Raw genomic sequence first — 23,430 nt, forward strand, 5'->3', positions numbered from 1 at the left:
TAACCTACTGCTGCGCCAGGGCTTCCAGCCTGTCGCGAAAACCGGTCACCGCCAACGCCCGGTTATCGGCGCGCCAGCGGTCTTTCGCCGCCGGAGCTGAACTCTGAACGCCAATCAGTTGCCAGCCGTTAGCGGTTTTTAACATCAGGGGCGATCCGCTATCACCCGGTAGCGTATCGCACTGATGCGAAAGCACACTGTTTTGCGCCCAGCCCGTCACCACGCAGTCCGTATGGGTGTAAAGCGAATCGAGGTGATCAACAGGGTAGCCTGACTGCGTTACTTTGCGGTCGGCGGCCTTCAGGGCGGCGGTGAGCGCGTCTTTGTCGCCATCAAAAAGCGGTAGCGGAGCGATCCCGGACGGCGGATAACGCAAAACGATCAGACCGAAATCCCAGGATGCCGCCCCGGGCGGCACAATCCAGCCATCGCCATCCGGTTTTAAGCGTTTACCGAGCGACGGATCCACCCGCCCCTCAATACCATGGATTTCGTAGCGCCATATTCCTTTTTGCGACACAAAGCGCAGGGCGATCGCTTTATCCGGTTTGCCCTCGGGCGGCATTAGCAGGCAATGACCTGCCGTCAGCGCAAGGCGTGGCGTAATGAGCGTTGCGGTACATAAATTGCCGCTGGCGGTTTCCAGTTGCCCGATGGCATCCCAGGGCGCTTCGGTAGGATCGGTGACACGCGTACGATCGTCATGACCAAAAAACAGCGTCTTTACCTCTTTGGCGCTAATAGCGACTTCGTCACCATCATCCGCATGTGAAAAGCCAGCAAAAAGGCTAAACGTTCCCAGTAACAACACAACAGATTTACGCATATCACACTCTGGTGGGGGTAATTATGATTATTAAACGTGAACCCTATGAAAATACTATAGACGCGACAGCGAGAAAGTGGGAGTAAAATCAGCGTGCTACATTCAGGAAAGATAAAAGTGGCTGGCGATGAGCGCGCACAAGATTAGCAGGATAAGAATGAACTCAAACCGATAGCGCCGCAGCATACGCCCTCCGGATAAAAAAACGGCGCTGACCTCAAACCCGTTCAGCGCCGGTTTACCAACGTGCCCCGAAGGGCACGGTTAAGCTTGTACTCTTACGCTGCTGGCTGTGCAGCAGGTTTAGCCGCTTCGTGTTTTGCCGCTTTTTTGTGATGCTTTTTAGCCGCCTGTGCTTTCTGCTCTACCGCGGGTTTTGCCGCTTTTTTGTGGTGCTTTTTAGCCGCCTGCGCTTTCTGTTCTGCCGCAGGTTTAGCCGCTTTGTGATGTTTTTTATGGTGAACCGTTTTGGCCGGAGCAGAAGTGGTCGCCGCAGGCGCTGCGGTGGCGGTAGTTTCAGCCGCGAATGCAGCAGAAGACAGACCCATAGCAGCGGCAACAACCAGAGCTAATACTTTTTTCATTTTCATACCCTCGAATTTGGTTTTTCATTTAACCCCACTGCGGGGCCGTTGAAAGAACTATATCCCTGTAAATTCGAGGTTTCCGTGAGTGATTGGTATCGGCGTGTAACCGTATGTACAACGCCGGGGGCGTCACCCCGGCGCGTTCGGTTACAGATAGCGGGAAGTCAGGTGTTCGCGGAAGTAACGGATGTTCAAATCCTCACCCGTAGCCTGAGTGATTAACTGCGACGTGCTGAAGCGGCTGCCGTGCTGCCAGATGTTCTGACGCAGCCAGTCAAACAGCGCCGAGAAATCGCCTCCGGCAATGGATGCCTGCAACCCGGGCAGCGCAGTTTTGGCGGCATGGAAGAGCTGTGCCGCGTACATTGCCCCCAGCGTGTAAGACGGGAAGTAGCCAAAACCGCCGTCGGTCCAGTGGATATCCTGCATACAGCCGTTGCGATAATTATCCTTGGTGGATAGCCCAAGCCAGGCCTGCATTTTCTCATCCCACAGGGCGGGAATATCGTCGACTTCGATTTCGCCGTTGATCAGCGCGCGCTCGATCTCATAGCGCAGCACCACGTGCGCCGGATAACTCACTTCATCCGCATCCACGCGGATGTATCCCGGCTTCACGCGCTGGTTCCAGGCAATGAAATTCTCTTCACTGAACGCCGCCTGACTGCCGAAACGGGCATGGACCGCCGGAAGCAGATGCTTGAGGAATGCCTCGCTGCGGCCCAGCTGCATCTCAAAGAACAGACTCTGGGATTCGTGGATCGCCGTAGAGCGCGCCAGCGCAACGGGCTGCCCGGCCCACGCTCGGGGAAGATTTTGCTCGTAGCGGGCATGTCCGGTTTCGTGGATCACGCCGAAAAGTGCGCTGAGCAACTCGTCTTCATCGTAACGCGTGGTGATACGCACATCTTCCGGCACGCCGCCGCAGAACGGGTGGGCGCTAACGTCCAGACGACCGCCGTTAAAATCGAAGCCCAGCATTTTCATCGCTTCCAGACCCAGCTCGCGCTGCGTGGCGGTCGGGAAGGGACCCTGTGGCGGAACGAACGATCGCTGAGCCTGTTTTTCCACAACCTTTGCCAGCAGGTCCGGCAGCCACGACTTCATATCGCCAAACAGCACATCCAGGCGGGCGCTGGTCATGTCGGGTTCAAAAATATCCAGCAGCGCGTCGTAAGGCGTGCAGCCTTTTGCCTCGGCGCGCAGGCGAGCTTCTTCACGACTGAGCTTCACCACCTCTTTCAGGTTGGCTGAAAAGCCCTGCCAGTCGTTGGCCGGACGCTGAGTGCGCCAGGCGTGTTCACACTTGCTGCCTGCCAGCGATTTTGCCTCTACCAGCGATTCCGGCAGTAAGGTGGCCTGCTGGTAGTGGCGCGTCATTTCACGCAGGTTGGCCTGCTCTACGTCGTTCAGATCTTCTTCAGCCGCCGCAGCCAGCCATTCACCCACTTTTTTATCGGTCAGGATCTGATGTTGCAGGACGCTCATCTCCGCCAGCGCTTCACCGCGCGCGGCGCTGCCGCCGGGCGGCATCATGGTGAACATGTCCCAGCTGGCGATGGAGGAGAGGTGCGAGAAGCGGGAGAGACGCTGGAAGGTGCGGGTGAGTTGTTGATAGTTATTGTTTTTCATGAAGTCCTCGTGTCTGAATCAGCCGATGACAAAAATTAGCATCGGCTCGATTTAAACACGAAGAGGGGTGAATGTTAATGCAGACGTTGATGCAGGCTCGCGCCCACCAGCAGCGCCGCGCACAGCATCAGGGCGATAAACCCGCCCACGCCGTTCCAGCCGTAGTGATGCCAGAACACGCCGCCGAGGGTCCCGGCGATGCTGGAACCCAGGTAATAGCTAAACAGATACAGCGACGACGCCTGACCTTTGGCGCGGCGCGCGCGCGGGCCAATCCAGCTGCTGGCAACGGAGTGCGCGGCAAAGAAGCCGGCAGAGAAGAGCAGCATCCCGGCAAAAATCAGCCACAGGGAGGAGAACAGCGTCATCAGCAGCCCGAACAGCATCACGGCGGTGGAAACCAGCATCACCGGCCCGCGGCCAAAGCGAGCGGTCATGGCCCCGGCTTTTGGTGAACTCCACGTCCCGGTGAGATACGCCACAGAGAGCAAACCCACCAATGCCTGGTTGAGATGCCACGGCGAGAGCATCAGCCGGTAGCCAATATAGTTAAACAGCGTGACGAATGACCCCATCAGCAGGAATCCCATCAGAAACAGTCGCGGCAAACCTTTGTCGCGCCAGTGCAGACGGAAGTTGATAAACAGCGTCTTCGGACGCAGGGAGGTCGGGCGGAAATGGCGCGATTCCGGCAAAATTTTCCAGAACATCAGCGCCGAGGCGAGCGCGAAGCAGCCGATAACGGCCAGCGCAATGCGCCAGCTAAAGAAATCCGTAAATACACCGCTCAGCAGGCGTCCACTCATCCCGCCGATAGAGTTCCCGCTAATGTACAGCCCCATTGAGAAGGCCACGAAACTCGGGTGGATCTCTTCGCTGAGATAGGTCATCCCGACCGCCGCCACGCCGCTGAGAGAGAGCCCAATCAGCGCGCGCATGACCAGAATACCGTGCCAGCTGGTCATCATGGTAGAAAGCAAGGTACACACGGAGGCCAGCATTAACGCCGTTACCATGACCTGCTTACGTCCGATAGCATCCGAAAGTGGACCGGTAAACAGCAGACCAATCGCCAGCATTCCGGTGGAAATGGAAAGGGAAATACTGCTGCTGGCTGGCGACACGCCAAACTCATGCGACAGAACCGGCAGGATCGGCTGAACGCAGTAGAGCAGGGCAAAGGTAGCGAGTCCCGCTGAGAAGAGCGCCAGCGTGACGCGCATAAACTGGGGAGTACCACGCTTAATAAACTGAACCGGCTGCGGTGCTGCGGGTAAATCATCAATGTCGCTGGCCGGCGCGATATCAATAGTCGTTGTACGGCTCACACATAATCCTTGCTTAAACATCCCCGTGGTTTCTGGTGACGGGTATGACCACAAGATCAGAGTAGGAAAATGTAAATATTCTGTCTAATATATTAATAATCTCAAATGATACTTTAAAAATATGAATATCGAGCTGCGTCACCTCCGCTATTTTGTCGCCGTCGCCGAAGAGCTGCATTTTGGCCGCGCGGCGGCAAGGCTGAATATCTCTCAGCCACCGCTAAGCCAGCAGATCCAGATCCTGGAGCAGCAGGTGGGGGCGCGTCTGCTGGCGCGAACCAACCGTAGCGTGAGCCTGACGGCAGCGGGAAAACAGTTTCTCACCGATAGCCGACAGATCCTGAGCATGGTGGAAGACGCCGCCGCCAGAGCGGAACGGCTTTATCTCGGTGAGACGGGGGAGCTGCGCATCGGGTTTACCTCCTCGGCCCCCTTTATCAGCGCTGTTTCACAAACGCTCTCATCGTTTCGCCGTCACTTTCCGGATGTGCATATTCAGACGCGTGAAATAAATACCCGGGAGCAAATCGCGCCGCTGAACGAAGGATCGCTCGACCTGGGGTTGATGCGTAACACGCAGTTGCCTGATACCCTGGCGTGGCAGGTGATCCTGCGAGAACCGCTGATGGCGATGATCCCCAGCGACCATCCTCTCGCCGCCCGGCCTGGCGTCACGTTGGCTGAACTGGCGAAAGAGCCGTTCGTCTTTTTTGACCCCCAGGTGGGAACCGGGCTGTACGACGATATTCTGGGTCTGATGCGGCGATATGGCCTTGTTCCGACTATCGCGCAGGAGGTGGGGGAAGCCATGACGATCATTGGGCTCGTTGCCGCAGGGCTTGGCGTGTCGATTCTCCCGGCCTCGTTTAAACGGGTGCAGCTGCCGGAGATGCGCTGGGTGAAGATTGTCGAGCAGGATGCGGTCTCGGAGATGTGGCTGGTGTGGTCTAAACATCATGAACAGAGCCATGCGGCACAGCGTTTCAAAGCACAATTACTTACCGCATCTTACGGGCAATATTTATAGGGAAAAGTGGGCAAAAATGTGCAGTAAATCACATGGCTAAGTAAAAATTTGACGTCGGCCATTGAAGTGCTTCACCATAGCCCTCAGTTTATTTCGAAGCTCGAAAATAAGGGAGTACGAGGTGGTTGCTGATAGTCAGCCAGGGCATATCGATCAGATCAAGCAGACCAACGCGGGCGCCGTTTATCGCCTGATTGATCAGCTTGGTCCGGTTTCGCGTATCGATCTTTCGCGCCTGGCACAACTGGCACCCGCCAGTATTACCAAGATTGTCCGCGAAATGCTGGAAGCCCATCTGGTTCAGGAGACGGAAATTCAGGAGCCGGGCAGCCGTGGCCGTCCGGCGGTAGGGCTGGTGGTGGAAACGGAAGCCTGGCACTACCTGTCGATGCGCATCAGCCGCGGGGAAATCTTCCTCGCGCTGCGCGACCTCAGCAGCAAGATGGTGGTGGAAGACCGGCTGGACCTTCCGCTCGATGCAGAGCAACCTCTTCTTGATGCCATTCTGTCCCATATCGACCAGTTCTTTATTCGCCAGCAGCAGCGTCTTGAACGCTTAACGGCGATTGCGATCACCCTGCCGGGAATTATTGATACCGAAAATGGCATTGTGCACCGCATGCCCTTTTACGAGAACGTGAAAGAGATGCCGCTGGGTGAAGTGCTGGAAAGCCATACCGGTGTGCCGGTCTACATTCAGCATGATATCAGCGCCTGGACGATGGCGGAGGCGCTGTTTGGCGCCTCGCGCGGCGCGCGCGACGTCATTCAGGTTGTGATTGATCACAACGTTGGCGCGGGGGTGATCACCGACGGGCGTCTTTTACACGCCGGCAGCAGTAGCCTGGTGGAGATCGGCCATACGCAGGTCGATCCGTATGGAAAACGCTGCTACTGCGGTAACCATGGCTGTCTGGAGACGATTGCCAGCGTGGAAAGCGTGCTGGAGCTGGCGCAGGTGCGGCTTAGCCAGTCGATGAGCTCCACGCTGCACGGACAGCCGCTGAGCGTCGACGCACTTTGCACCGCGGCAAGGCAGGGCGATCTGCTGGCGAAGGACATCATTACCGGCGTAGGCAATAATGTCGGGCGCATCCTGGCGATTATGGTGAACCTGTTTAATCCGCAAAAAATACTCATTGGCTCCCCGCTCAGCCAGGCGGCGGATATTCTCTTCCCGGCGATTTCCGCCTGTATCAACCAGCAGTCGCTTCCCGCATACAGCAAAAATATCGTGGTCGAAAGTACGCAATTTTCCAACCAGGGCACGATGGCCGGTGCCGCACTGGTTAAAGATGCCATGTACAACGGCTCATTACTGATTCGTTTGCTTCAGGGCTAACTCTTTTCCAAAGATGTACGAAAAATTGCGCTATCTCAAGCCGGGTAGCGCACGCTTCCCGTAGACTTTCTCCACTGAATTATTTACCTGGTTTATATTTTTTTGAAGCATACCCAAGAGGTGGAATGAGTCATGCTTAAGCGTTTCTTTATTACTGGTACGGATACGTCTGTCGGGAAGACCGTCGTATCCCGCGCGTTACTCCAGGCCCTGGCGGCGAGCGGTAAACGCGTTGCAGGATACAAGCCGGTTGCAAAAGGCAGTAAAGAGACGCCAGAAGGGCTGCGCAATAAGGACGCCCTGGTTCTGCAAAGCGTCTCGTCTCTGGAACTGCCTTATGATGCCGTCAATCCTATCGCATTGAGCGAGGAGGAAAGCAGCGTCGCTCATAGCGGGCCGATCAACTACAGCCTGCTTTCAGATGGTCTGGCGAATCTGAGCGAAAAGGTTGACCACGTTGTCGTTGAAGGGACCGGCGGCTGGCGCAGCCTGATGAACGATTTACGTCCCCTTTCCGAGTGGGTGGTGCAGGAGCAGTTGCCGGTGATTATGGTCGTGGGCATTCAGGAAGGGTGCATCAACCATGCCCTGCTGACGGCACAGGCTATCGCCAATGACGGCCTGCCGCTGATTGGCTGGGTGGCGAACCGTATTAATCCGGGCCTTGCACACTACGCTGAAATCATCGACGTACTGAGCAAAAAACTGCCTGGCCCGCTGGTGGGCGAACTGCCTTATCTGCCTCGCGCAGAGCAGCGCGAACTAGCGCACTACATCGATCTCTCGGCTTTCGGCGGTATGCTGTCCGTAGATCGAGTCGTGGCGTAACGTTCTCGACAATACCGACGCCACAACACAGGCAACCAGCAAACCGGGGAGTAAAAAATACTGCCCGGTCATTTCACATACCATCAATGCCGACATGATTGGCGCATGCGTGGTGGCGGCGAGCAGCGTCGCCATACCCGCCAGCCCAAGCAGGATTGCCGTCTCAGCCCCAGGAAACCACAGCGCAACTATCTGCGCAAACAGCATTCCCGTTGCCATACCGACGAACAGGGTTGGCGTAAACACCCCTCCCGGCGCGCCGGACCCGCTGCTTGCCAGCACCGCCAGCAGCTTGCAGATAAAGACGCCGGCAATCACCGACAGCAGCGGCGGCGACTGCAAAAATGCCTGAACCACGCTGTAGCCATTCCCCCATACCTTTGGCGTCAGCAGCGACAGCAGCCCGACGATCAGCCCGCCCAGCGCCAGCTGCCACGGCGGTGAGAGCTTAAGACGCAGAAACAGCGCGTGGCTAAACCCCATCAGCCACATCAGCAGCGGACCGCAAACGCCCGCCAGCAGACCCACGCCAACTATCAACGCATAATCTGCGGCCATTAATGTCTCACTCAGGTGCACCGCATAAAGCGTATTTGCGCCGGGGCTTAACAGACGTGTGGTAAGCAGGCCCACCACGGCGGCAATCACTACCGGGCCGAGGGAAGCCAGCATCAGCGTGCCAAACAGGATCTCTGCGATAAACAGGCTGCCCGCCAGCGGCGCATGATAGGCGCTGGCCATCCCGGCGGCGGCGCCGCAGGCGATCCACAGTTTCCATTCAGATTTCGGCGTACAGCGTTGTGCAAAAAAGGAGGCGGCGAGGGCGGCGAGCAGGATCATGGCACCTTCCCGGCCAATGGCGCTTCCGCTGGCGACCACCAGCAACGAGGCGAACGATTTCACCAGACTGGCGCCGTAATCAAACTGGCCATCACCCGTTTCCAGCGCCTCCATATAATCGGTCGGGGCGTGGGGCCGTTGTGCCGTCATGCGCTGCCATCCCCACAGCAGCATTCCGGCGGCCAGACCACCCAGCGCAGGCGTGAGCGCGCGACGCCAGGGCGATAACGCGGCTGCGGCGTTCACCAGACTTCCGCTTTCGTTGCTCAGAAACAGCCACTCCAGCAGATACATGCTGTGGCGAAACGCCGCAACGGCCAGCGCCGCCAGCACGCCGGTGACGGTAGCGATCAGGAGTCGGCGAAACATCGCGCGGATGTCGGGGTAAGCGTGAAGACGTTGCATGGGCCGCAATTACGTGAGGACAAAACAATATTGTGATGGGAAAACGTGAGGTTAGCAAAAGGTATGCGTGCAAAAAAAAGCCGGGCATTGCCCGGCATACAGGATTAAGTGTCGCTATGAATATTCAACGCCCGGCGCGTACGTCCTGAACTCAAATACTCCGCAATATAGTCCTGAGATATCTCGCCGTTATAGCGCCCGTCTTCGTCCACAATCGGCATCCAGCTGGTGTTGCTTTCATACAGGCGAGAAAGCACCACGCGCAGGTTGTCTTCGGCTTTCCCGGTCATGCGGAACGGGTGCAGAATGTCGGCGCAGGCGCCGCTGGCGTGACGCGCTTCGCGGCGCTTCACAAAGCCCAGCGGTTTTCCGTGCTCATCAACCACGGTAATGGCGCGAATATCGTTATCATCCATGGTGGCGAAGGCCTCCGACAGCGGCGTTGATTCGCGTACCGTAATGGTCGGCTGCTGATCGGTGACGTCACCCGCTGATACCAGCAGCAGACGTTTCAGCGTCCGGTCCTGGCCCACAAACGAACCGACAAACTCATTCGCCGGCTTCGCCAGCAGCTCGTCCGGGCTGGCGCACTGCACGATACGTCCCTGACGGAAAACGGCGATACGGTCGCCCAGCTTCAGCGCTTCGTCAATATCGTGACTCACCAGCATCACGGTCTTTTTCAGCTTGCGCTGCATCTCCAGGAACTGGTTCTGGATCACCTCGCGGTTGATCGGGTCGACCGCACCGAACGGTTCATCCATCAGCAGGACCGGCGGATCCGCTGCCAGCGCGCGGATGACGCCGATGCGCTGCTGCTGGCCGCCGGACATTTCACGCGGATAGCGGTGAAGGAATTTATGCGGATCCATTGCCACCATATCCATCAGCTCCTCGGCACGGGATTTACAGCGCGCTTTGTCCCAGCCCAGCATTCGCGGCACAACGGTAATGTTCTCTTCGATGGTCATGTTCGGGAACAGGCCAATCTGCTGGATCACGTAGCCAATGTTGCGGCGCAACGTCACGGTGTCCATCCCGCTGGTGTCTTCGCCGTTAATGAGGATCGTCCCGCTGCTGGGCGTAATAAGACGGTTAATCATCTTCAGGGTCGTGGTTTTGCCGCAGCCGGACGGGCCGAGCAGCACGCACATTTCCCCTTCAGGCACGTTCAGGTTGACGTTGTCGACGGCCTTAAACGTCTGGCCGTGTTTCTGTGAAAATTGTTTGGTGAGGTTTTCCAGTTTTATCATTATCGAATCCCCTTCGGAGTCAGTACCACCTGCAAACGGTGCAGCAACCAGTCGAGCACAATCGCTAAAAGACAAATCATCAGAGCGCCCGCAATCAACATACGAATATCACTCCCGCCAATACCGTTAAGCAGCAGCAGGCCCAGACCGCCCGCGCCAATCACGGCGGCAATCGCCATGACGCCAATGTTCATCACCACGGCGGTGCGGATGCCGCCAAAAATGACCGGCAGCGCCATCGGGATCTCCACCCAGCGCAGACGCTGCCAGAAGGTCATGCCGATGCCGCGTCCCGCTTCACGCAGGCCGGGGGGCAGGCTGTCGAGCGCCGTGTGGGTGTTACGCACAATCGGCAGCAGCGAGTAGAGAAACACCGCCGTTATTGCGGGCAGGGCGCCAATGCCCTGACCGACCAGCGAAAAGAGCGGGATCATCAGGCCGAAAAGCGCAATAGACGGGATGGTGAGCACGATGGTGGCGATCCCCAGCACGGGAGTTGCCAGCCATTTGTGGCGAACAATCAAAATGCCCAGCGGCACGCCGATGATAATCGCCAGGCCCACGGCCAGCGCGACCAGCCACAGGTGTTGCAGCGTCAGGGTTAAGAGATAGTCCCAGTTGTCGAAAATATAGTGAATCGTCTCCATAGCGCCTCCTACAGCAACTGTTTGCTACGCAGGAAATCTCGGGCGACCTGCTGCGGTGACTGATGGTCGATATCCACCTTTTTATTCAGTTCGGTGATAACGTCGTTATTCAGCTGGGCAGAGAGGGTGTTCAGCGCCTCCTCCAGCCCCGGGTTCGCCTCCAGCGTGTCTTTACGTACAACCGGCGTCACGGCGTAACTCGGGAAGAAGCCTTTATCGTCTTCCAGCACTTTGAGATCGAAGCCCTTCACGCGCCCGTCGGTGGTGTAGATCAGCCCCGCATCGACAAACCCGTCGCGCACCGCGTTATAGACCAGTCCCGGATCCATCTGGCGGATCTGCGGGCGGTCCAGCGTCATGTTGTAGGCCGCCTGTAACGGTTTCATCCCGTCGCTACGCCCGGCAAACTCCAGGTCAAGACCCAGCAGCCAGTTGTTATCCGGATCGGTTTTACGGATCTGCTCAATCTTCGCCACCATCTCAGACATGGTGTTGATATGTTCAGCCTCGGCGCGCTTGCGCTGCATGGCAAAAGCATAGGTGTTGTTCATGTCGGCAGGTTTGAGCCACACCAGACCGTGCTTCGCGTCAAGACGTTTCACCGTCTCGTAAGACTCCTGCGGCGACATGCGTTTGTTGATGTGGTTGAAGATGATCAGCGACGTACCGGTGTACTCCCAGGTCATATCGATTTGTTTGTTGATCATCGCGTTTCGGGATATCACCGTCGCGATATTGGTCTGCGGCTGCACCTGAAACCCTTTCTTTTGCAGATACTGCACGGTCATGGCCGAGAGAATGTGCTGCTCGGTAAAGCTCTTGGTCGCCAGGATCAGCGGCGCGGCGAGCGCCTGGCTGGTGAAGAGCGCGGCGGCGCACAGCGCCGTCAGGCCGGAAAACAGTCTCATAGAAGCTCCTTGTTATAATTATCGTGCGAGATGTGGGCTCAGCAGTCGACCCAGTGCCGCCAGCAGCGTATCCAGAATCAGGGCGAACAAGGCGGTGGCCGCCGCGCCCAGGATCAGCGTCGGGAAGTCATTCAGATAAATACCCGGGAAAATCAGCTCGCCGTAGCTGCTGGCACCGATCAGGAATGCCAGCGGCGCGGTACCAACGTTAATCGCCGTAGCAATACGAATACCTGAAAGCATCACCGGCCAGGCGTTAGGGATTTCGACCTGACGCAGGCGCTGCCACTTGGTCATGCCGATGCCGTTTGCCGCCTCCAGCAGTGACGCGGGAACAGAGCACAGCCCGGCATAGGTGTTGCGCACAATCGGCAGCAGAGAGGCCAGAAAGAGGGCGATAATGGCCGGTTTATCGCCGATGCCAATCACCACCATCGCCAGCGCCAGAACGGCCAGCGGCGGCAGGGTGTTGCCCACGTTAAAGATTTGCATCACGTATTCGGCGATACCCCGTGCCGCCGGACGGCTCAGCAGGATGCCGCTTGGAATACCGACCAGCAGGGCAAAGAACATTGAGGAGAAAACCAAAATTAAATGCTGTTGCCCGAGGTAGATCAGGTCAACCTGGCGCGCCTTGATCGTCTCCAGCCCAATTCCCCAGGTGAGGAGAGAGAGAACCACGATAATGGCGCCGACAAAAAGCAGCGAACGTTTGAGTAGTGGATGCATTGCGGTGTGTCTCCCTGTGCGCATGCGTTATAGCAACCACCGGTTGCGGTTGCCTGTTGTTATGCCATGTTTCGGCAGGGGTACTTCACCTATAGCAAGCGAAGCGGAAGGGTTCCAGCGAAGGGGGTAAAACAGTAACCCTATGAAATTAGTGACAACCTGGGTTAAGCCTTATGGCATAAGGGCTGTCAGCGGGCAGGCAGAATAGTCTTAAAGAAGCGAGTCTTAAGTGACAATGTCACCTAAGACTCATTAATAAACCCTAACGACCGAGGGCGGCGCGCACCTTTCGCACGCGCCAGGAGATGCGAACGATCGAAAAGGCGGCGATGAATACCAGCATTAGCCCCAGCGCCAGCATCGCGTGGAATCCAAATTCTCTGAACAGGATCAGCCCGGCGATCCCTCCGGTAATAAACGAGAAAAGGGTGGTTAAATGGGTCTTGAGCTGGCTCTTTTGCGCAGCCGTGTCTTTAGAATAATCCCGGCGCAGCATGGCGACCATAACGGAGGCCAGCGAAATGCCCGCATCGGTCAGCGTGCCGGTAATGTGCGTGGATCTCACCCGACCACCGGATAGCTGAGTGGAAGTGGAATTATGGATGCCCATCAGCCCGCACAGGAAAATAATAATCTCCTGATTCGTGGCGAAGGAGTGAAAATACATTTCGTACAGAGATACCCCGGCCAGTAATAGCCCTTCAACAAAAAGAACCTGGCTGAATACCAGCCTGACGTTATGGATAATCCCCCAGATAACAATCATCCGCGCAACGATGGCACCCGTGACAAACGACAGAATAATGGCGCCAAAAAAAAGAATATCGTTGAGGTCGGTGGAGGAGACTTCGCTGGAGAGTTGTGAGGTATTGCCGGTCATGTGTGAGGGAAAAAAGCCAAACGCGCCCAGCGCAATGGCATTCAGCAGTCCTGCGGAGGTGGCCAGCCAGAGAGCAAGACGGCGATCCTCCTGATGCGTTCGTTCTTTCTTTAACTTAATCAGCAAAGAATACCTCCGGTTTGAGCTTTGCCTGATTCCTCAAGCTAACAAAGCGATATCGCTGGCTGACCAGGATATTGCTTAATTATTAATTCAACGGGAGGTATTCGCGGTTTTGTAATTAAATAAAATAACCCTGTTAATATAATGCCTTACTGCTGATGGCGCGAGCAGACTGACGGGCAAAAATACCGCCCCCGTGATTGCCGGGGGCTGAGAGCTTATTTCAGACTGGTTTTGAAGAACTGCTCAAAGTGCGCGAACGGGATTTTTCCTGCGACGTTATCGTAGAGATCAACATGGTTTGCACCCGGAACAATCACCAGCTCTTTCTGTTTGCTGCCAACGGCCTTAAACGCATCTTCCGCAAAATAGCGAGAATGCGCATTTTCACCGGTCACGATCAGCGTCGGGATGGCGATCTCCCCGGCATAGCTCAGCAGCGGCATATTCATAAAGGACAACGGCATGGTCGCGGTCCATGCGCCGGTGGAGTTTACGGAACGGGCATGGAAGCCGCGCGGCATACGGTAGTAGTCGTAGAACTCTTTCAGTACCGGATGCGGATCGGCGGGCAATGCTTCCGGCAGAATACGCTCGGCTGCCGTCACCTTACCGTTCTCATCGACATTAATATCATGACCGCCATGGGCGAAAGTGCCGCTCTCGGCATCTTTCCAGCGCTGGGCGTTCAGATACTCCAACACGGCCCGACGGTCAGCCGCTGAATAGCGATCTTTCCCGTCGCCCACGCCGTGACCCATCGCGCGGCTCATATCGTACATTACGCTGGTGGCGACCGCCTTCACGCGGGTATCCATGGATGCCGCGTTCAGCGCCATACCGCCCCAGCCGCAAATGCCAAGAATGCCGATACGATTACGGTCGACTTCTTTCTGGAGCCCCAGGAAATCCACTGCGGCGCTAAAGTCTTCGGTGTTGATATCAGGGGAGGCAACGTTACGCGGCTGGCCGCCACTTTCACCCGTATAGGATGGGTCGAAGGCCAGGGTTACGAACCCCTGTTCAGCCAGGGTCTGGGCGTACAGACCGCTGGATTGCTCTTTAACCGCACCGAACGGCCCGCTGACGGCAATTGCCGCCAGCTTCTGGTCGCCGCGGTTCTTAGGAAGGTACAGATCGCCCACCAGAGTGATCCCGTATCGGGTCTGGAACGTCACCTTGCGGTGAATGACTTTATCGCTCTCGGCGAAGGTTTTATCCCAGGTAGTTACCATGGAAACGGGGGCGTTTGGATTTAGCGTTTCTGCATAACTCATTGTCGTCACTCCACTTAATGATGCGCACAGCAGCAGCGCAACGGATAGTTTTTGGGTGAATGTTTTCATAAGAGATACCGTGTGTTGTTGTTATGCGGTCATTATAATTAGCAGTAATAGTGCTGATTAGAGGCCAAGGGCTGCTAGAATTAATATCATTTTGTTATAGATTCGCGAGGCGTAATGGCAAAGCGGGAGAACTACAATGAGCTGTATCTGTTTATCCAGGTGGTGCGGGAGGGGAGCTTCACGGCAGCCGCACAGCGGCTCGGGCTGGCACAATCCGGGATCAGCCGATCGGTGCGGGAGCTGGAAGAGCGGCTGGGCGTTCAGCTTCTGGTGCGTACCACGCGCAAGCTGTCGCTGACCCACGCCGGAGAACAGCTTTACCAGACTGCCGGCTCCGCCTTTGATGCGCTCGATACCGGGCTAACCAGACTGGCACACTACCGCCAGACGCCCTCCGGCACGGTGCGCATTAATGCCAGCCAGCACGCTATTGAAAAATGTCTGCTGCCAAAGCTCGCTATATTCAAACAGCGTTACCCGGATATTCGTCTGGAATTAATGAATGAAAGCCGGTTCGTGGACATTATTGCCGAACGGTTCGATGCGGGCGTCCGGCTGGGGCCGGAGGTGGGGCAAGGTATGATTGCCGTGCGCATTACGCCCGATATGGAGATGGCCGTGGTTGCCGCCCCGGCGCATTTCCGGCGCTATGGTTTCCCGCAGGTGCCTGCTGATCTGACTTCGCATCCCTGCATTGCCTATCAGTTCGCCGACGGTCGCCACTATCAATGGGAGCTCATTCAGGACGGAAAGAGTATTGCGCACCGCCCGGAAGGACAATGGGCCTTTTCGGACAGCTACATGGAGGCCGAAGCCGCGCGGCTGGGACTCGGGCTGGCCTATGTCCCGGTAGAGCTGGTGGCTGACGATCTGGAGCGCGGGACGCTGATAAGGGTCTTGCAGCGCTACAGTCTGCGGATGGACGGGCTTTACCTCTATTACCCGCACCGCAACGTATCCCCGGCGCTGAGAGCGGTAATCGATACGCTGAAAATTTAGGGGTGCCTCTGCGCTGCCGTCTATACAGCTCCTGGGTTTGTGTTACGCTACTCTTTTATATAGCGCTGCTCAATTAAGGCTAAGAAATGACAAAATTAACGCCAGAATATACGGCTGTAGATTTATCAAGTTGGGCAAGGAAAGAGCATTTTGAAGTCTTTCAGAGCTTTGCTCAATGCACGATTAACCAAACGGTTCAGCTGGATATTACGGCGCTGCTGAAACATATCAAACAGGTTGGCTGGAAATTTTATCCTTCGATTATTTCTATTATCGCCACAGTCGTTAATCGCCATTCTGAGTTCCGTATGGCTATGAAGGATAATGAACTTGTAATATGGAAGGAGGTGCATCCAAGCTATACCCTTTTCCATAAAGAAACGGAGACGTTTTCATCGTTGTGGAGTCACTTCGACGGGAATATTGCTCACTTTCAGAACGTTTATGCAGAAGACGTTTCTCGCTATGGTGATAATCTTGCCTACTGGCCTAAAGAAGAGTCCCGGGAAAATATATTCTTCATATCGGATATTCCGTGGGCGAGTTTTACCAGTTTTAATATCAACGTGGCTAACATGCAGAACTTTTTTGCTCCCATGTTCACCTTTGGAAAATACTATAACCAGGATGGAAAAGTCTTGTTGCCTTTCGCCGTTCAGGTCCATCACTCTGTGTGCGATGGTTTCCACCTGGCAAGGCTGATCAATGAGTTGCAAGAGTTATGTGATAATTTACCGCGCCATTCCGAAGCGCTCACCGTGTGATGCACGTGTTTTTAACCTACGCCTGACGAGGGGAATTGATGGAACCGAATTTTACGCCAGAACAGATTGAAATGATTAACGGCATTGTTTTTGAGCAGATCGACATCATGCATGAGAAAGTAGCTGAAATAATTGCAGAGACAGAGACGGTTGCGCATCAACGCCTGAAGGATAACGGAATCACTATGACAGATTTCTGTCCCGCGAATAAACATTTCCTGATGATGACCCTTGTACAAAATCTTATAGATAAAGTGCACGGGGGTGATATGGCTTTGGCCCAAAAAATGTTAACCATTGAAGCAAAAAGGCTGAACGTTAGCGTAAATGTTGAGGCGGACAAATCGAGATAACAGGCCCTTCTTATGGTGACGCTGGATGAATTAAAGGCAGAATATCCAGCGCGACGTTCTGTAAGCCGACAATGTTAAAGCCGTGAGCCGTTTCCAGCTCACGGTGGCAGGACAAGTGATGGGGATTCTGACGATCAGGCCGCTTTAACGGCACGGATTTTTTTACTGCCATCCGCATCCGACGCTGTTTTATCCGTTGCAGCATCGCGCTCGGGAAGCTTGCTGGTACGCAGGATATGCTGAACAGCTTCTTTCTGCTCGGCGAGATACAGTCCAAGGTTCTCCGCCTGCATTTCATCCAACTGCATTTCGCTTTGCAACAGCCAGTCGGTGAACGCTTCTGCCATATCGAGCAGTTTGTCGTGAGCGTCAGCCTCTTTCTTACTGGCAAATGTCATTTTCTCTTCACCCTTTCTTACGACAACAAATTTTGTTTCAACAGCCATTTTGCGCCTCCGGTACTGTAATTATATACAGTATAACAGTTGCGAAGTGGTGTTGCAGCAAAAATGTGCGAAACTGGCTAGCACAACGGATGTGCAAGCCAGGCGCTGTTATCGGTACAGTGTTTTTTCTGCAATCGGGATCAGCAAAGTGGACTGCCAGTCTGCCAGGGTCAGTTGAGCCAGTTTACCCAGCGCCGCGTAGAAAGGATGGGCCGCGTTTTCAACGAATACGGTCAGGAAACGCGTGCTCCAAGGCATCAGATGCCAGGCCAGAAGCTGGTCGCGTTCTGTGTCGCGACCGTTCTCGGCAAGCCACGCCGCCAGCATCAGCAGCGTGCCGAAGTGATCTTCCGGCTCATTCTGCTGCATTTCAAAGGCGATATTGTTTTCACGCATCCACTGACGCAACGCGAGGGTCGAATCGCCAAACAGTACGGACTCGCGATCGAGCCAGACGGAGCCCCACGGAGGAGCGGGCAGGGCATATGGGCCAATAAACAGACGCTGCCACGCGTCCTTCAACGCTTCGTCCGACGGGGCTTTAAACGCAGCGGCGACGGGCAGCAGGCTTTCTTCCGGCAGCGGCCAGTCCTGCACCCAGTCACCGACGGTCAGGGCACTCACCAGCGGCGCAGTCTGTTCGCTGTCCGGGGCAAAATAAAACAGCGCGCCCAGTACCCGGGCGCTGAACGCGAACGATTCGCGATGTGAGACGTCATTCATTACAACTTTCCTTACTTGCGCGCGGGCGGTCCCGCGCGCCTGTGTTAACCTGCAATCGCTAACCCTGCGGTCATATGCAGACCATAAAATAGCCCACGGCCAATAAGTTCACCCAGCGCCACCAGCACAAAACCTGCCAACAGGCCGAGCGTGTTCGGCTCCTGACGCCGAATCAGCGGGCAGATCCAGCAGCCTAAGCCCGCCGCCAGCAGCGCGATGCGCCAGACCTGAAGCGAACCATAATCCGGCAGCAGGGCGCTGGCCTGCTGGATGGAACTCTGGATCGTCGCCAGCGCATTGCTTTGCAACACGACGACCGCCACGCAGACGAGCAGCGCCAGCACGCTGACGGAGGCGGCAACGGTACCTTTATATGTCACGTTTGCAACCCGCAGCAGCAGCGCGGCCAGCAGCGGACCAGCAAGCGCCATCGTCAGGAAGAAGGCCAGCGTGGTGTAGCCCGTATACCAGGTCGGAACGGTATCAATCTGATAGACCCGGGTCATCGCCCAGACAAAAACGCCCCCCAGGAGTTGACTGACCACCAGCCAGATTTTGCCTAAAGCAGGAGGCATTTTACCGATAACCGACACCAGCCACCAGAAACCGCCCACGGCAAAGAAGATTGAACCCGCTGCGATCTCATTACTCAGCGCTGACGCTCCCACGCGGTTAAGCGAGTTGAAGGCGCGCAGTGGGGAGCCGAGGTGCAGTACCGAGGCCATAAACCCAATACCCATCACTACCCAGAGAAAAAACATGCTGCGAACGATGCGCCGTTTAGCCGCTTCCTCTTTTTCATTCAGCCAGGCGAAACCCATCACGATTAGCGCGCCGGCCACGCACTGCCCGAAAACGGTGAAGATCACCAGCGGCCATTCATGCCATCCACTTCCCATCTCACACCTCCTTCGGGTTGGCCAGGTAGCCGGTGGTGTCACCCGTCGGACGGCTGTTGGCGTTAGGTTTGATCACAATACTCGGCTTCGTGAAGTGCGCAGACGGCAGCGGCGCGACGGCGGCAAGCTGACCGTGTTTTTTGCGCAGCTCCTCAATCGGGCCAAAATCCAGCGCGCGCAGCGGGCAGGACTCGACGCAGATGGGCTTTTTGCCGTCCGCGACGCGGCTGTGGCAGCCGTCGCACTTGGTCATATGGCCTTTGGCGGCGTTGTACTGCGGTGCGCCGTACGGGCAGGCCATGTGGCAATAGCGACAGCCGATGCAGACGTCCTCGTCCACCACCACAAAGCCGTCGTCGCGCTTGTGCATTGCCCCGCTCGGGCAGACCTTGGTACAGGCCGGATCTTCGCAGTGGTTGCAGGCAATCGACAGGTAATAGGCAAAGACATTCTGATGCCAGACGCCGTTATCCTCCTGCCAGTCGCCGCCCGCGTATTCATAAATACGACGGAAGCTGACGTCCGGGGTCAGGTCCTTGTAATCCTTGCAGGCCAGCTCGCAGGTTTTGCACCCGGTGCAACGGCTGGAATCAATAAAAAATCCATACTGGGTTGTCATTGTCTATTCCTTATGCCTTCTCGATCTGCACCAGGTTCGTGTGCTGCGGGTTGCCTTTCGCCAGCGGTGACGGGCGGTGCGTGGTCAGGGTGTTGATGCAAGACCCGCGATCGACGCGATCGCCGTTCATGTTGGCGTAGTGCCAGGCGCCCTGGCCCATCGCACTCACGCCGGGCATGATGCGCGGCGTGACTTTGGCGGCAATGCGCACTTCGCCGCGGTCGTTAAACACGCGCACCATGTCCCCGTTTTTAATGCCGCGCTTCCCGGCGTCCACGGGGTTAAGCCACACCTCCTGGCGACAGGCGGCCTAGAGTACATCCACGTTGCCGTAGCTGGAGTGGGTGCGGGCTTTAAAGTGGAAGCCGAACAGTTGCAGCGGGAATTTACTGCGCTCGGGCGCGTCCCAGCCTTCGAAAGTTGGGGTATAAACCGGCAGCGGGGTAATGGTTTCGTCTTTTTGCAGCTCCCAGGTTGCCGCAATATCCGCCAGCTTGCTGGAGTAGATTTCGATTTTCCCCGACGGGGTTTTGAGTGGATTGGCGTCCGGATCGTCACGGAATTTTTTATAGGCCACAAAGTGTCCATTCGGATCTTTGCGCTTATAAATACCCATTTTCTTCAGCGCGTCGTAGGACGGCAGTTGGGGATCTCTGGCGACCATTTTAGCGTACAGATAGTGCAGCCACTGCTCCTGCGTACGGCCTTCGGTGAATTTCTGATGGATATCCGGTCCGAGGCGTTTCGCCACTTCGCTCATGATCCAGTAGATGGGCTTGCGCTCGAACTTCGGGGCGGTAACCGGCTGGAGGAAAATCAGGTAGCCCATGTTGCCGGCGTAATCGTTGGGGATGATATCTTCCTGCTCAACGGTCATCAGGTCCGGCAGAACAATATCGGCATACTTCGCGGAAGAGGTCATGAAGTTGTCGATGACGACGATCGTTTCGCACTTACTCTCATCCTGCAAAATGTCGTGGGTTTTGTTGATATCGGAGTGCTGGTTGATGAGGGTGTTACCCGCGTAGTTCCAGATGAACTTGATTGGCACATCGAGCTTATCCTTGCCGCGCACGCCGTCGCGCAGGGCGGTCATCTCCGGGCCACGGACAATGGCATCCGTCCAGCTAAAGCAGGAGATTTGCGTTTTCACCGGATTCTCCGGTAGCGGCATGCGTTCGATGGTGATGGTGTAGGTCGATTCGCGCGCGCCGCTGTTGCCGCCGTTAATGCCGACGTTGCCGGTCAGGATCGGCAGCATGGCGATGGCGCGGGAGGTTTGCTCCCCGTTGGCCTGACGCTGCGGGCCCCAGCCCTGGCAAATGTAGGCCGGTTTCGCCGAACCGATTTCACGGGCCAGCTTAATGATGCGATCGGCGGGGATGCCCGTAATGCGCGACGCCCACTCCGGAGTTTTCGCGGTTTTGTCATCACCCTGGCCGAGAATATAGGCTTTGTAATGACCATTAGCAGGTGCGCCTTCCGGCAGGGTTTTTTCGTCATAACCCACGCAGTATTTATCGAGGAAAGGCTGATCGACGAGATTTTCAGTAATCAGCACCCACGCGATACCCGCCACCAGCGCGGCATCGGTGCCCGGACGAATGGGGATCCACTCGTCTTCGCGCCCTGCGGCGGTGTCGGTGTAGCGCGGATCGATAACGATCATCCGCGCGTTAGAGCGTTCGCGTGCCTGTTCGAGGTAGTAGGTTATCCCGCCGCCGCTCATGCGCGTTTCCGCCGGATTATTGCCGAACATCACCACCAGTTTGGTGTTTTCAATATCCGAGGTGCTGTTGCCGTCGTTGCTGCCGTATGTGTAGGGCATGGCGCAGGCGATCTGCGCGGTGCTGTAGGTCCCGTAGTGGCTAAGGAAGCCGCCGTAGCAGTTCATCAGGCGTGCGACCAGCGAGGCGTAAGGGGAGGAACGGGTGATATTTCCGCCTACGATCCCGGAGGAGTAATTAATGTAGACCGCTTCGTTGCCGTATTTTTCGACCACGCCTTTCAGGCTGGCGGCGATGGTGTCCAGCGCTTCTTCCCAGGTGATACGCTCAAACTTACCTTCTCCGCGTTTGCCCACGCGTTTCATCGGATAGTTCAGACGGTCAGGATGGTTAATACGACGGCGGATAGAACGACCGCGCAGGCAGGCGCGAACCTGATGATTGCCGTAAATATCCTCGCCGGTGTTATCCGTTTCAACCCAATAAACTTCGTCATCGCGTACGTGCAGACGCAGCGCGCAGCGGCTCCCGCAGTTCACCGAGCAGGCGCCCCAAACGACTTTGTCTTCCGCGGGCTGCACGGCGGTTTGCACTGCGGCGGCGGCGCTTTTCAAACCGAAAGGTAATGCGATCCCACCGGCGGCAAGCGCCAGCGATCCTATGGCAGTGGATTTAACCAGAGCTCGACGGCTTATCCCGCCGTGATGTTCAACTTCGGACATGACTCACCCCATCATTGGTAATAATTATTTTCACCCGTGACTACAACTGGGCTAATGATGGGGGGAGTGTTACTTATTTGGAGGTATTAAATATTAATCCTCGTCAAATCAGGGGAATTGAGTGGCAAAATCATTGCGGCTCAGTAGGCGCATTCTCCTGCGTTCCCGCCCCGCTTACCGGGTAATTGCCGCTGCTGGTACGGGTGTACAGAATTTTGAAGGTATCGTTGGCACAATGCCCAACGACCTGCGCATCCGGCTGATCGGCCTGATCGTTCGGAACGATGTTCAGGGTAAAGCCAGACTCCGGCACGCCGTTGTTGATAATCTTCTGCTGAATGTCGCTTTTCACGCGCTCGCAGGAGTCCGGGGCCGCAAGAATCGCAGGTGAAGCACTCATTAACAGCAGGGCGGTAATCCAGGGTAACCGTTTCATCTGTAGCTCCTTTTCACTGTGTAGATAAATAAGCATAGCAGGGTTAGGGTAAGCTTTTGTTTTAGTGTGTCTCTTTCTGAATTGTCCTGGAGCCCTGCCTGCTTCATAAAATAAATTGCGAATACTGCTGCTGATTGTCTACCAGATAAGCAGGCAGGTTGCGTTTTGATACCTCTTGCTTGACCAGTTTTCGGTCTCGTCCCCAGATATCCTCAGCGTTGCTGATAACCTTCATGATATGTTCCGGGTTATTAAATTCCGGCAGATCGTATTCGGTGTGAGAAATGGTAGACATTTTTTCGGAAATTCTTTCTGGGGTCATTACCCATGAGAAATGCCAGCCGCCATCTTTCACAATCTTATTATTGATTTTTAACCAGTTCCATTTAAACCATGACCAGTTTTTATCTTTGCGGGCACGCTTCCAGTTTCTGAAAGTTTCAGGCTCACCGTGGAAGAAATGCTTCAGGTTGTAATAGGACGTCGCGCGGGGCAACGTACATTTTCTCGGCGTGCCATCCGTGTTGTGAACCTGTAGATTAAACTGATAGTTGAATACGTTTTGATGAATAGTCGTGCAGAGCGCGCGCGGATTAATGGCCCTGACCGTGTCGGGAGAGAAGATTTCGTCAACGTCTGACACCAGAATCAGGTCATTGTCTGCCGCGTCTTTTAACCCGTTCATAATGGAGTTGCGAAGCGCTGCTTCATTTGCCCAGGCATCAACCTGGGTATTGTCTGCACTATTTAAAATAGGCTGCGCGTCAAAAGGCACGTAAATAATTTTGTCTTTGAATTTGGCAAACTTAGTCATATCGAAATGCAACTTTCGCGGTATGCCCGTAAAAGAGTGTGTTGCTTCAACTATGACAAAACGGTCAACGACATCAGCGAGCGTATGTAATCTGATGTCGAGCAACATATCTTCGTCATAGTACAAAAAACAGTCGTAAATCATGATGTTAACCCGAAATGTATTAATCTGATTTTATAATTGTGTGGAATCTTGCGCGCTCAAAGTAGCCACTTTGACAAGGCTCG

24 protein-coding genes and 1 pseudogene are annotated in these 23,430 nt (G+C 55.7%); 6 read left to right on the plus strand and 19 right to left on the minus strand.

Annotated features, from left to right (window positions below):
* Window positions 1-4 precede the first annotated feature (4 nt).
* The 5 genes from DBR02_RS20370 to DBR02_RS20390 form a co-directional block, all read right to left on the minus strand.
* Entirely contained in the window at window positions 5-826 is an 822-nt protein-coding gene (locus tag DBR02_RS20370; protein WP_107535254.1) for a trypsin-like serine peptidase, read from the minus strand.
* A gap of 102 nt (window positions 827-928) precedes the next feature.
* Window positions 929-1,012 carry a hypothetical protein gene (locus DBR02_RS27175; RefSeq protein ID WP_057979992.1) on the minus strand — a complete coding sequence of 28 codons (84 nt, stop codon included), beginning with the start codon at window positions 1,010-1,012 and terminating at the stop codon, window positions 929-931.
* Between the two features lie 92 nt (window positions 1,013-1,104).
* Window positions 1,105-1,410 (minus strand): acid resistance repetitive basic protein Asr, encoded by a 306-nt coding sequence (gene asr, locus DBR02_RS20380; RefSeq protein WP_063451542.1) that lies wholly within the window; start codon window positions 1,408-1,410, stop codon window positions 1,105-1,107.
* Window positions 1,411-1,560: 150 nt separating this feature from the next.
* Window positions 1,561-3,045, minus strand: coding sequence for a carboxypeptidase M32 (locus DBR02_RS20385; protein WP_107535255.1), 1,485 nt, complete (start codon window positions 3,043-3,045; stop codon window positions 1,561-1,563).
* Between the two features lie 74 nt (window positions 3,046-3,119).
* On the minus strand, window positions 3,120-4,373 hold the full coding sequence (locus tag DBR02_RS20390; RefSeq protein ID WP_107535256.1) for an MFS transporter: 1,254 nt from the start codon (window positions 4,371-4,373) through the stop codon (window positions 3,120-3,122).
* A 121-nt stretch (window positions 4,374-4,494) separates the two neighbouring features.
* Between DBR02_RS20390 and DBR02_RS20395 the strand changes: the two genes are divergently transcribed.
* From DBR02_RS20395 to bioD, 3 genes are all read left to right on the plus strand, one after another.
* Window positions 4,495-5,400: a LysR family transcriptional regulator gene (locus tag DBR02_RS20395; protein WP_107535257.1), complete on the plus strand. Its 906-nt coding sequence runs from the start codon at window positions 4,495-4,497 to the stop codon at window positions 5,398-5,400.
* A gap of 121 nt (window positions 5,401-5,521) precedes the next feature.
* The gene (gene mlc, locus DBR02_RS20400) at window positions 5,522-6,742 is read left to right on the plus strand and encodes a sugar metabolism global transcriptional regulator Mlc (RefSeq protein ID WP_107535258.1); all 1,221 of its coding nucleotides are present in this window, start codon (window positions 5,522-5,524) and stop codon (window positions 6,740-6,742) included.
* Between the two features lie 132 nt (window positions 6,743-6,874).
* The gene (gene bioD, locus DBR02_RS20405; protein ID WP_063451476.1) at window positions 6,875-7,570 is read left to right on the plus strand and encodes a dethiobiotin synthase; all 696 of its coding nucleotides are present in this window, start codon (window positions 6,875-6,877) and stop codon (window positions 7,568-7,570) included.
* Here bioD and clcB read toward each other — a convergent pair.
* The 7 genes from clcB to DBR02_RS20440 form a co-directional block, all read right to left on the minus strand.
* Window positions 7,505-8,815 (minus strand): voltage-gated ClC-type chloride channel ClcB, encoded by a 1,311-nt coding sequence (gene clcB, locus DBR02_RS20410; protein WP_107535259.1) that lies wholly within the window; start codon window positions 8,813-8,815, stop codon window positions 7,505-7,507. The genes bioD and clcB overlap by 66 nt on opposite strands.
* A gap of 104 nt (window positions 8,816-8,919) precedes the next feature.
* Window positions 8,920-10,068: an osmoprotectant ABC transporter ATP-binding protein OsmV gene (gene osmV / locus DBR02_RS20415; RefSeq protein ID WP_063451474.1), complete on the minus strand. Its 1,149-nt coding sequence runs from the start codon at window positions 10,066-10,068 to the stop codon at window positions 8,920-8,922.
* Window positions 10,068-10,715 carry an osmoprotectant ABC transporter permease OsmW gene (osmW, locus tag DBR02_RS20420; protein WP_063451473.1) on the minus strand — a complete coding sequence of 216 codons (648 nt, stop codon included), beginning with the start codon at window positions 10,713-10,715 and terminating at the stop codon, window positions 10,068-10,070. The genes osmV and osmW overlap by 1 nt, the downstream gene beginning before the upstream one ends.
* A gap of 8 nt (window positions 10,716-10,723) precedes the next feature.
* Window positions 10,724-11,623 (minus strand): osmoprotectant ABC transporter substrate-binding protein OsmX, encoded by a 900-nt coding sequence (gene osmX / locus DBR02_RS20425; protein WP_063866836.1) that lies wholly within the window; start codon window positions 11,621-11,623, stop codon window positions 10,724-10,726.
* An 18-nt stretch (window positions 11,624-11,641) separates the two neighbouring features.
* On the minus strand, window positions 11,642-12,352 hold the full coding sequence (osmY, locus tag DBR02_RS20430) for an osmoprotectant ABC transporter permease OsmY (RefSeq protein WP_107535260.1): 711 nt from the start codon (window positions 12,350-12,352) through the stop codon (window positions 11,642-11,644).
* 262 nt (window positions 12,353-12,614) lie between these two features.
* On the minus strand, window positions 12,615-13,358 hold the full coding sequence (locus DBR02_RS20435) for a YoaK family protein (protein WP_063866834.1): 744 nt from the start codon (window positions 13,356-13,358) through the stop codon (window positions 12,615-12,617).
* Between the two features lie 215 nt (window positions 13,359-13,573).
* Window positions 13,574-14,701 (minus strand): alpha/beta hydrolase, encoded by a 1,128-nt coding sequence (locus DBR02_RS20440; protein ID WP_107535261.1) that lies wholly within the window; start codon window positions 14,699-14,701, stop codon window positions 13,574-13,576.
* Between the two features lie 114 nt (window positions 14,702-14,815).
* On the opposite strand from DBR02_RS20440, the gene DBR02_RS20445 reads away from it, so the two are divergent.
* The 3 genes from DBR02_RS20445 (at window position 14,816) to DBR02_RS20455 (ending at window position 16,817) form a co-directional block, all read left to right on the plus strand.
* Window positions 14,816-15,700 (plus strand): LysR family transcriptional regulator, encoded by an 885-nt coding sequence (locus DBR02_RS20445; protein ID WP_063866833.1) that lies wholly within the window; start codon window positions 14,816-14,818, stop codon window positions 15,698-15,700.
* A gap of 86 nt (window positions 15,701-15,786) precedes the next feature.
* Window positions 15,787-16,464, plus strand: a complete 678-nt coding sequence (gene catA / locus DBR02_RS20450; protein ID WP_107535262.1) for a type A chloramphenicol O-acetyltransferase — start codon at window positions 15,787-15,789, stop codon at window positions 16,462-16,464.
* A 38-nt stretch (window positions 16,465-16,502) separates the two neighbouring features.
* Window positions 16,503-16,817 (plus strand): hypothetical protein, encoded by a 315-nt coding sequence (locus DBR02_RS20455; RefSeq protein WP_063866831.1) that lies wholly within the window; start codon window positions 16,503-16,505, stop codon window positions 16,815-16,817.
* A 134-nt stretch (window positions 16,818-16,951) separates the two neighbouring features.
* Here DBR02_RS20455 and DBR02_RS20460 read toward each other — a convergent pair whose 3' ends face one another.
* The 7 genes and pseudogenes from DBR02_RS20460 to DBR02_RS20490 form a co-directional block, all read right to left on the minus strand.
* Window positions 16,952-17,263, minus strand: a complete 312-nt coding sequence (locus tag DBR02_RS20460) for a YebG family protein (RefSeq protein WP_107535263.1) — start codon at window positions 17,261-17,263, stop codon at window positions 16,952-16,954.
* 108 nt (window positions 17,264-17,371) lie between these two features.
* Window positions 17,372-17,986: a Tat proofreading chaperone DmsD gene (gene dmsD, locus DBR02_RS20465; RefSeq protein WP_107535264.1), complete on the minus strand. Its 615-nt coding sequence runs from the start codon at window positions 17,984-17,986 to the stop codon at window positions 17,372-17,374.
* 44 nt (window positions 17,987-18,030) lie between these two features.
* Entirely contained in the window at window positions 18,031-18,885 is an 855-nt protein-coding gene (locus DBR02_RS20470; protein ID WP_107535265.1) for a dimethyl sulfoxide reductase anchor subunit family protein, read from the minus strand.
* 1 nt (window position 18,886) lies between these two features.
* Entirely contained in the window at window positions 18,887-19,504 is a 618-nt protein-coding gene (locus tag DBR02_RS20475) for a DMSO/selenate family reductase complex B subunit (protein WP_017384545.1), read from the minus strand.
* A 10-nt stretch (window positions 19,505-19,514) separates the two neighbouring features.
* Window positions 19,515-21,953 (minus strand): annotated as a pseudogene (gene ynfE / locus DBR02_RS20480) (selenate/tellurate reductase subunit YnfE).
* Between the two features lie 130 nt (window positions 21,954-22,083).
* Window positions 22,084-22,389: a DUF1161 domain-containing protein gene (locus DBR02_RS20485; RefSeq protein WP_045621663.1), complete on the minus strand. Its 306-nt coding sequence runs from the start codon at window positions 22,387-22,389 to the stop codon at window positions 22,084-22,086.
* A 103-nt stretch (window positions 22,390-22,492) separates the two neighbouring features.
* Entirely contained in the window at window positions 22,493-23,347 is an 855-nt protein-coding gene (locus tag DBR02_RS20490) for a benzoate transporter (RefSeq protein WP_107535266.1), read from the minus strand.
* Between the last annotated feature and the right edge of the window lie 83 nt (window positions 23,348-23,430).

This window comes from Enterobacter cloacae complex sp. (assembly GCF_900322725.1).
Taxonomy (GTDB): Bacteria; Pseudomonadota; Gammaproteobacteria; order Enterobacterales; family Enterobacteriaceae; genus Enterobacter; species Enterobacter quasihormaechei.

Excerpts from the sequence above, each read along its gene's own strand:
- DBR02_RS20370 (WP_107535254.1), bottom strand. The coding sequence starts at position 826 with ATGCGTAAATCTGTTGTGTTGTTACTGGGAACGTTTAGCCTTTTTGCT.
- DBR02_RS27175 (WP_057979992.1), bottom strand. The coding sequence starts at position 1,012 with ATGCTGCGGCGCTATCGGTTTGAGTTCATTCTTATCCTGCTAATCTTG.
- asr (WP_063451542.1), bottom strand. The coding sequence starts at position 1,410 with ATGAAAAAAGTATTAGCTCTGGTTGTTGCCGCTGCTATGGGTCTGTCT.
- DBR02_RS20385 (WP_107535255.1), bottom strand. The coding sequence starts at position 3,045 with ATGAAAAACAATAACTATCAACAACTCACCCGCACCTTCCAGCGTCTC.
- DBR02_RS20395 (WP_107535257.1), top strand. The coding sequence starts at position 4,495 with ATGAATATCGAGCTGCGTCACCTCCGCTATTTTGTCGCCGTCGCCGAA.
- bioD (WP_063451476.1), top strand. The coding sequence starts at position 6,875 with ATGCTTAAGCGTTTCTTTATTACTGGTACGGATACGTCTGTCGGGAAG.
- clcB (WP_107535259.1), bottom strand. The coding sequence starts at position 8,815 with ATGCAACGTCTTCACGCTTACCCCGACATCCGCGCGATGTTTCGCCGA.
- osmV (WP_063451474.1), bottom strand. The coding sequence starts at position 10,068 with ATGATAAAACTGGAAAACCTCACCAAACAATTTTCACAGAAACACGGC.
- osmW (WP_063451473.1), bottom strand. The coding sequence starts at position 10,715 with ATGGAGACGATTCACTATATTTTCGACAACTGGGACTATCTCTTAACC.
- osmX (WP_063866836.1), bottom strand. The coding sequence starts at position 11,623 with ATGAGACTGTTTTCCGGCCTGACGGCGCTGTGCGCCGCCGCGCTCTTC.
- osmY (WP_107535260.1), bottom strand. The coding sequence starts at position 12,352 with ATGCATCCACTACTCAAACGTTCGCTGCTTTTTGTCGGCGCCATTATC.
- DBR02_RS20440 (WP_107535261.1), bottom strand. The coding sequence starts at position 14,701 with ATGAAAACATTCACCCAAAAACTATCCGTTGCGCTGCTGCTGTGCGCA.
- DBR02_RS20445 (WP_063866833.1), top strand. The coding sequence starts at position 14,816 with ATGGCAAAGCGGGAGAACTACAATGAGCTGTATCTGTTTATCCAGGTG.
- catA (WP_107535262.1), top strand. The coding sequence starts at position 15,787 with ATGACAAAATTAACGCCAGAATATACGGCTGTAGATTTATCAAGTTGG.
- DBR02_RS20455 (WP_063866831.1), top strand. The coding sequence starts at position 16,503 with ATGGAACCGAATTTTACGCCAGAACAGATTGAAATGATTAACGGCATT.
- DBR02_RS20460 (WP_107535263.1), bottom strand. The coding sequence starts at position 17,263 with ATGGCTGTTGAAACAAAATTTGTTGTCGTAAGAAAGGGTGAAGAGAAA.
- dmsD (WP_107535264.1), bottom strand. The coding sequence starts at position 17,986 with ATGAATGACGTCTCACATCGCGAATCGTTCGCGTTCAGCGCCCGGGTA.
- DBR02_RS20470 (WP_107535265.1), bottom strand. The coding sequence starts at position 18,885 with ATGGGAAGTGGATGGCATGAATGGCCGCTGGTGATCTTCACCGTTTTC.
- DBR02_RS20475 (WP_017384545.1), bottom strand. The coding sequence starts at position 19,504 with ATGACAACCCAGTATGGATTTTTTATTGATTCCAGCCGTTGCACCGGG.
- DBR02_RS20485 (WP_045621663.1), bottom strand. The coding sequence starts at position 22,389 with ATGAAACGGTTACCCTGGATTACCGCCCTGCTGTTAATGAGTGCTTCA.
- DBR02_RS20490 (WP_107535266.1), bottom strand. The coding sequence starts at position 23,347 with ATGATTTACGACTGTTTTTTGTACTATGACGAAGATATGTTGCTCGAC.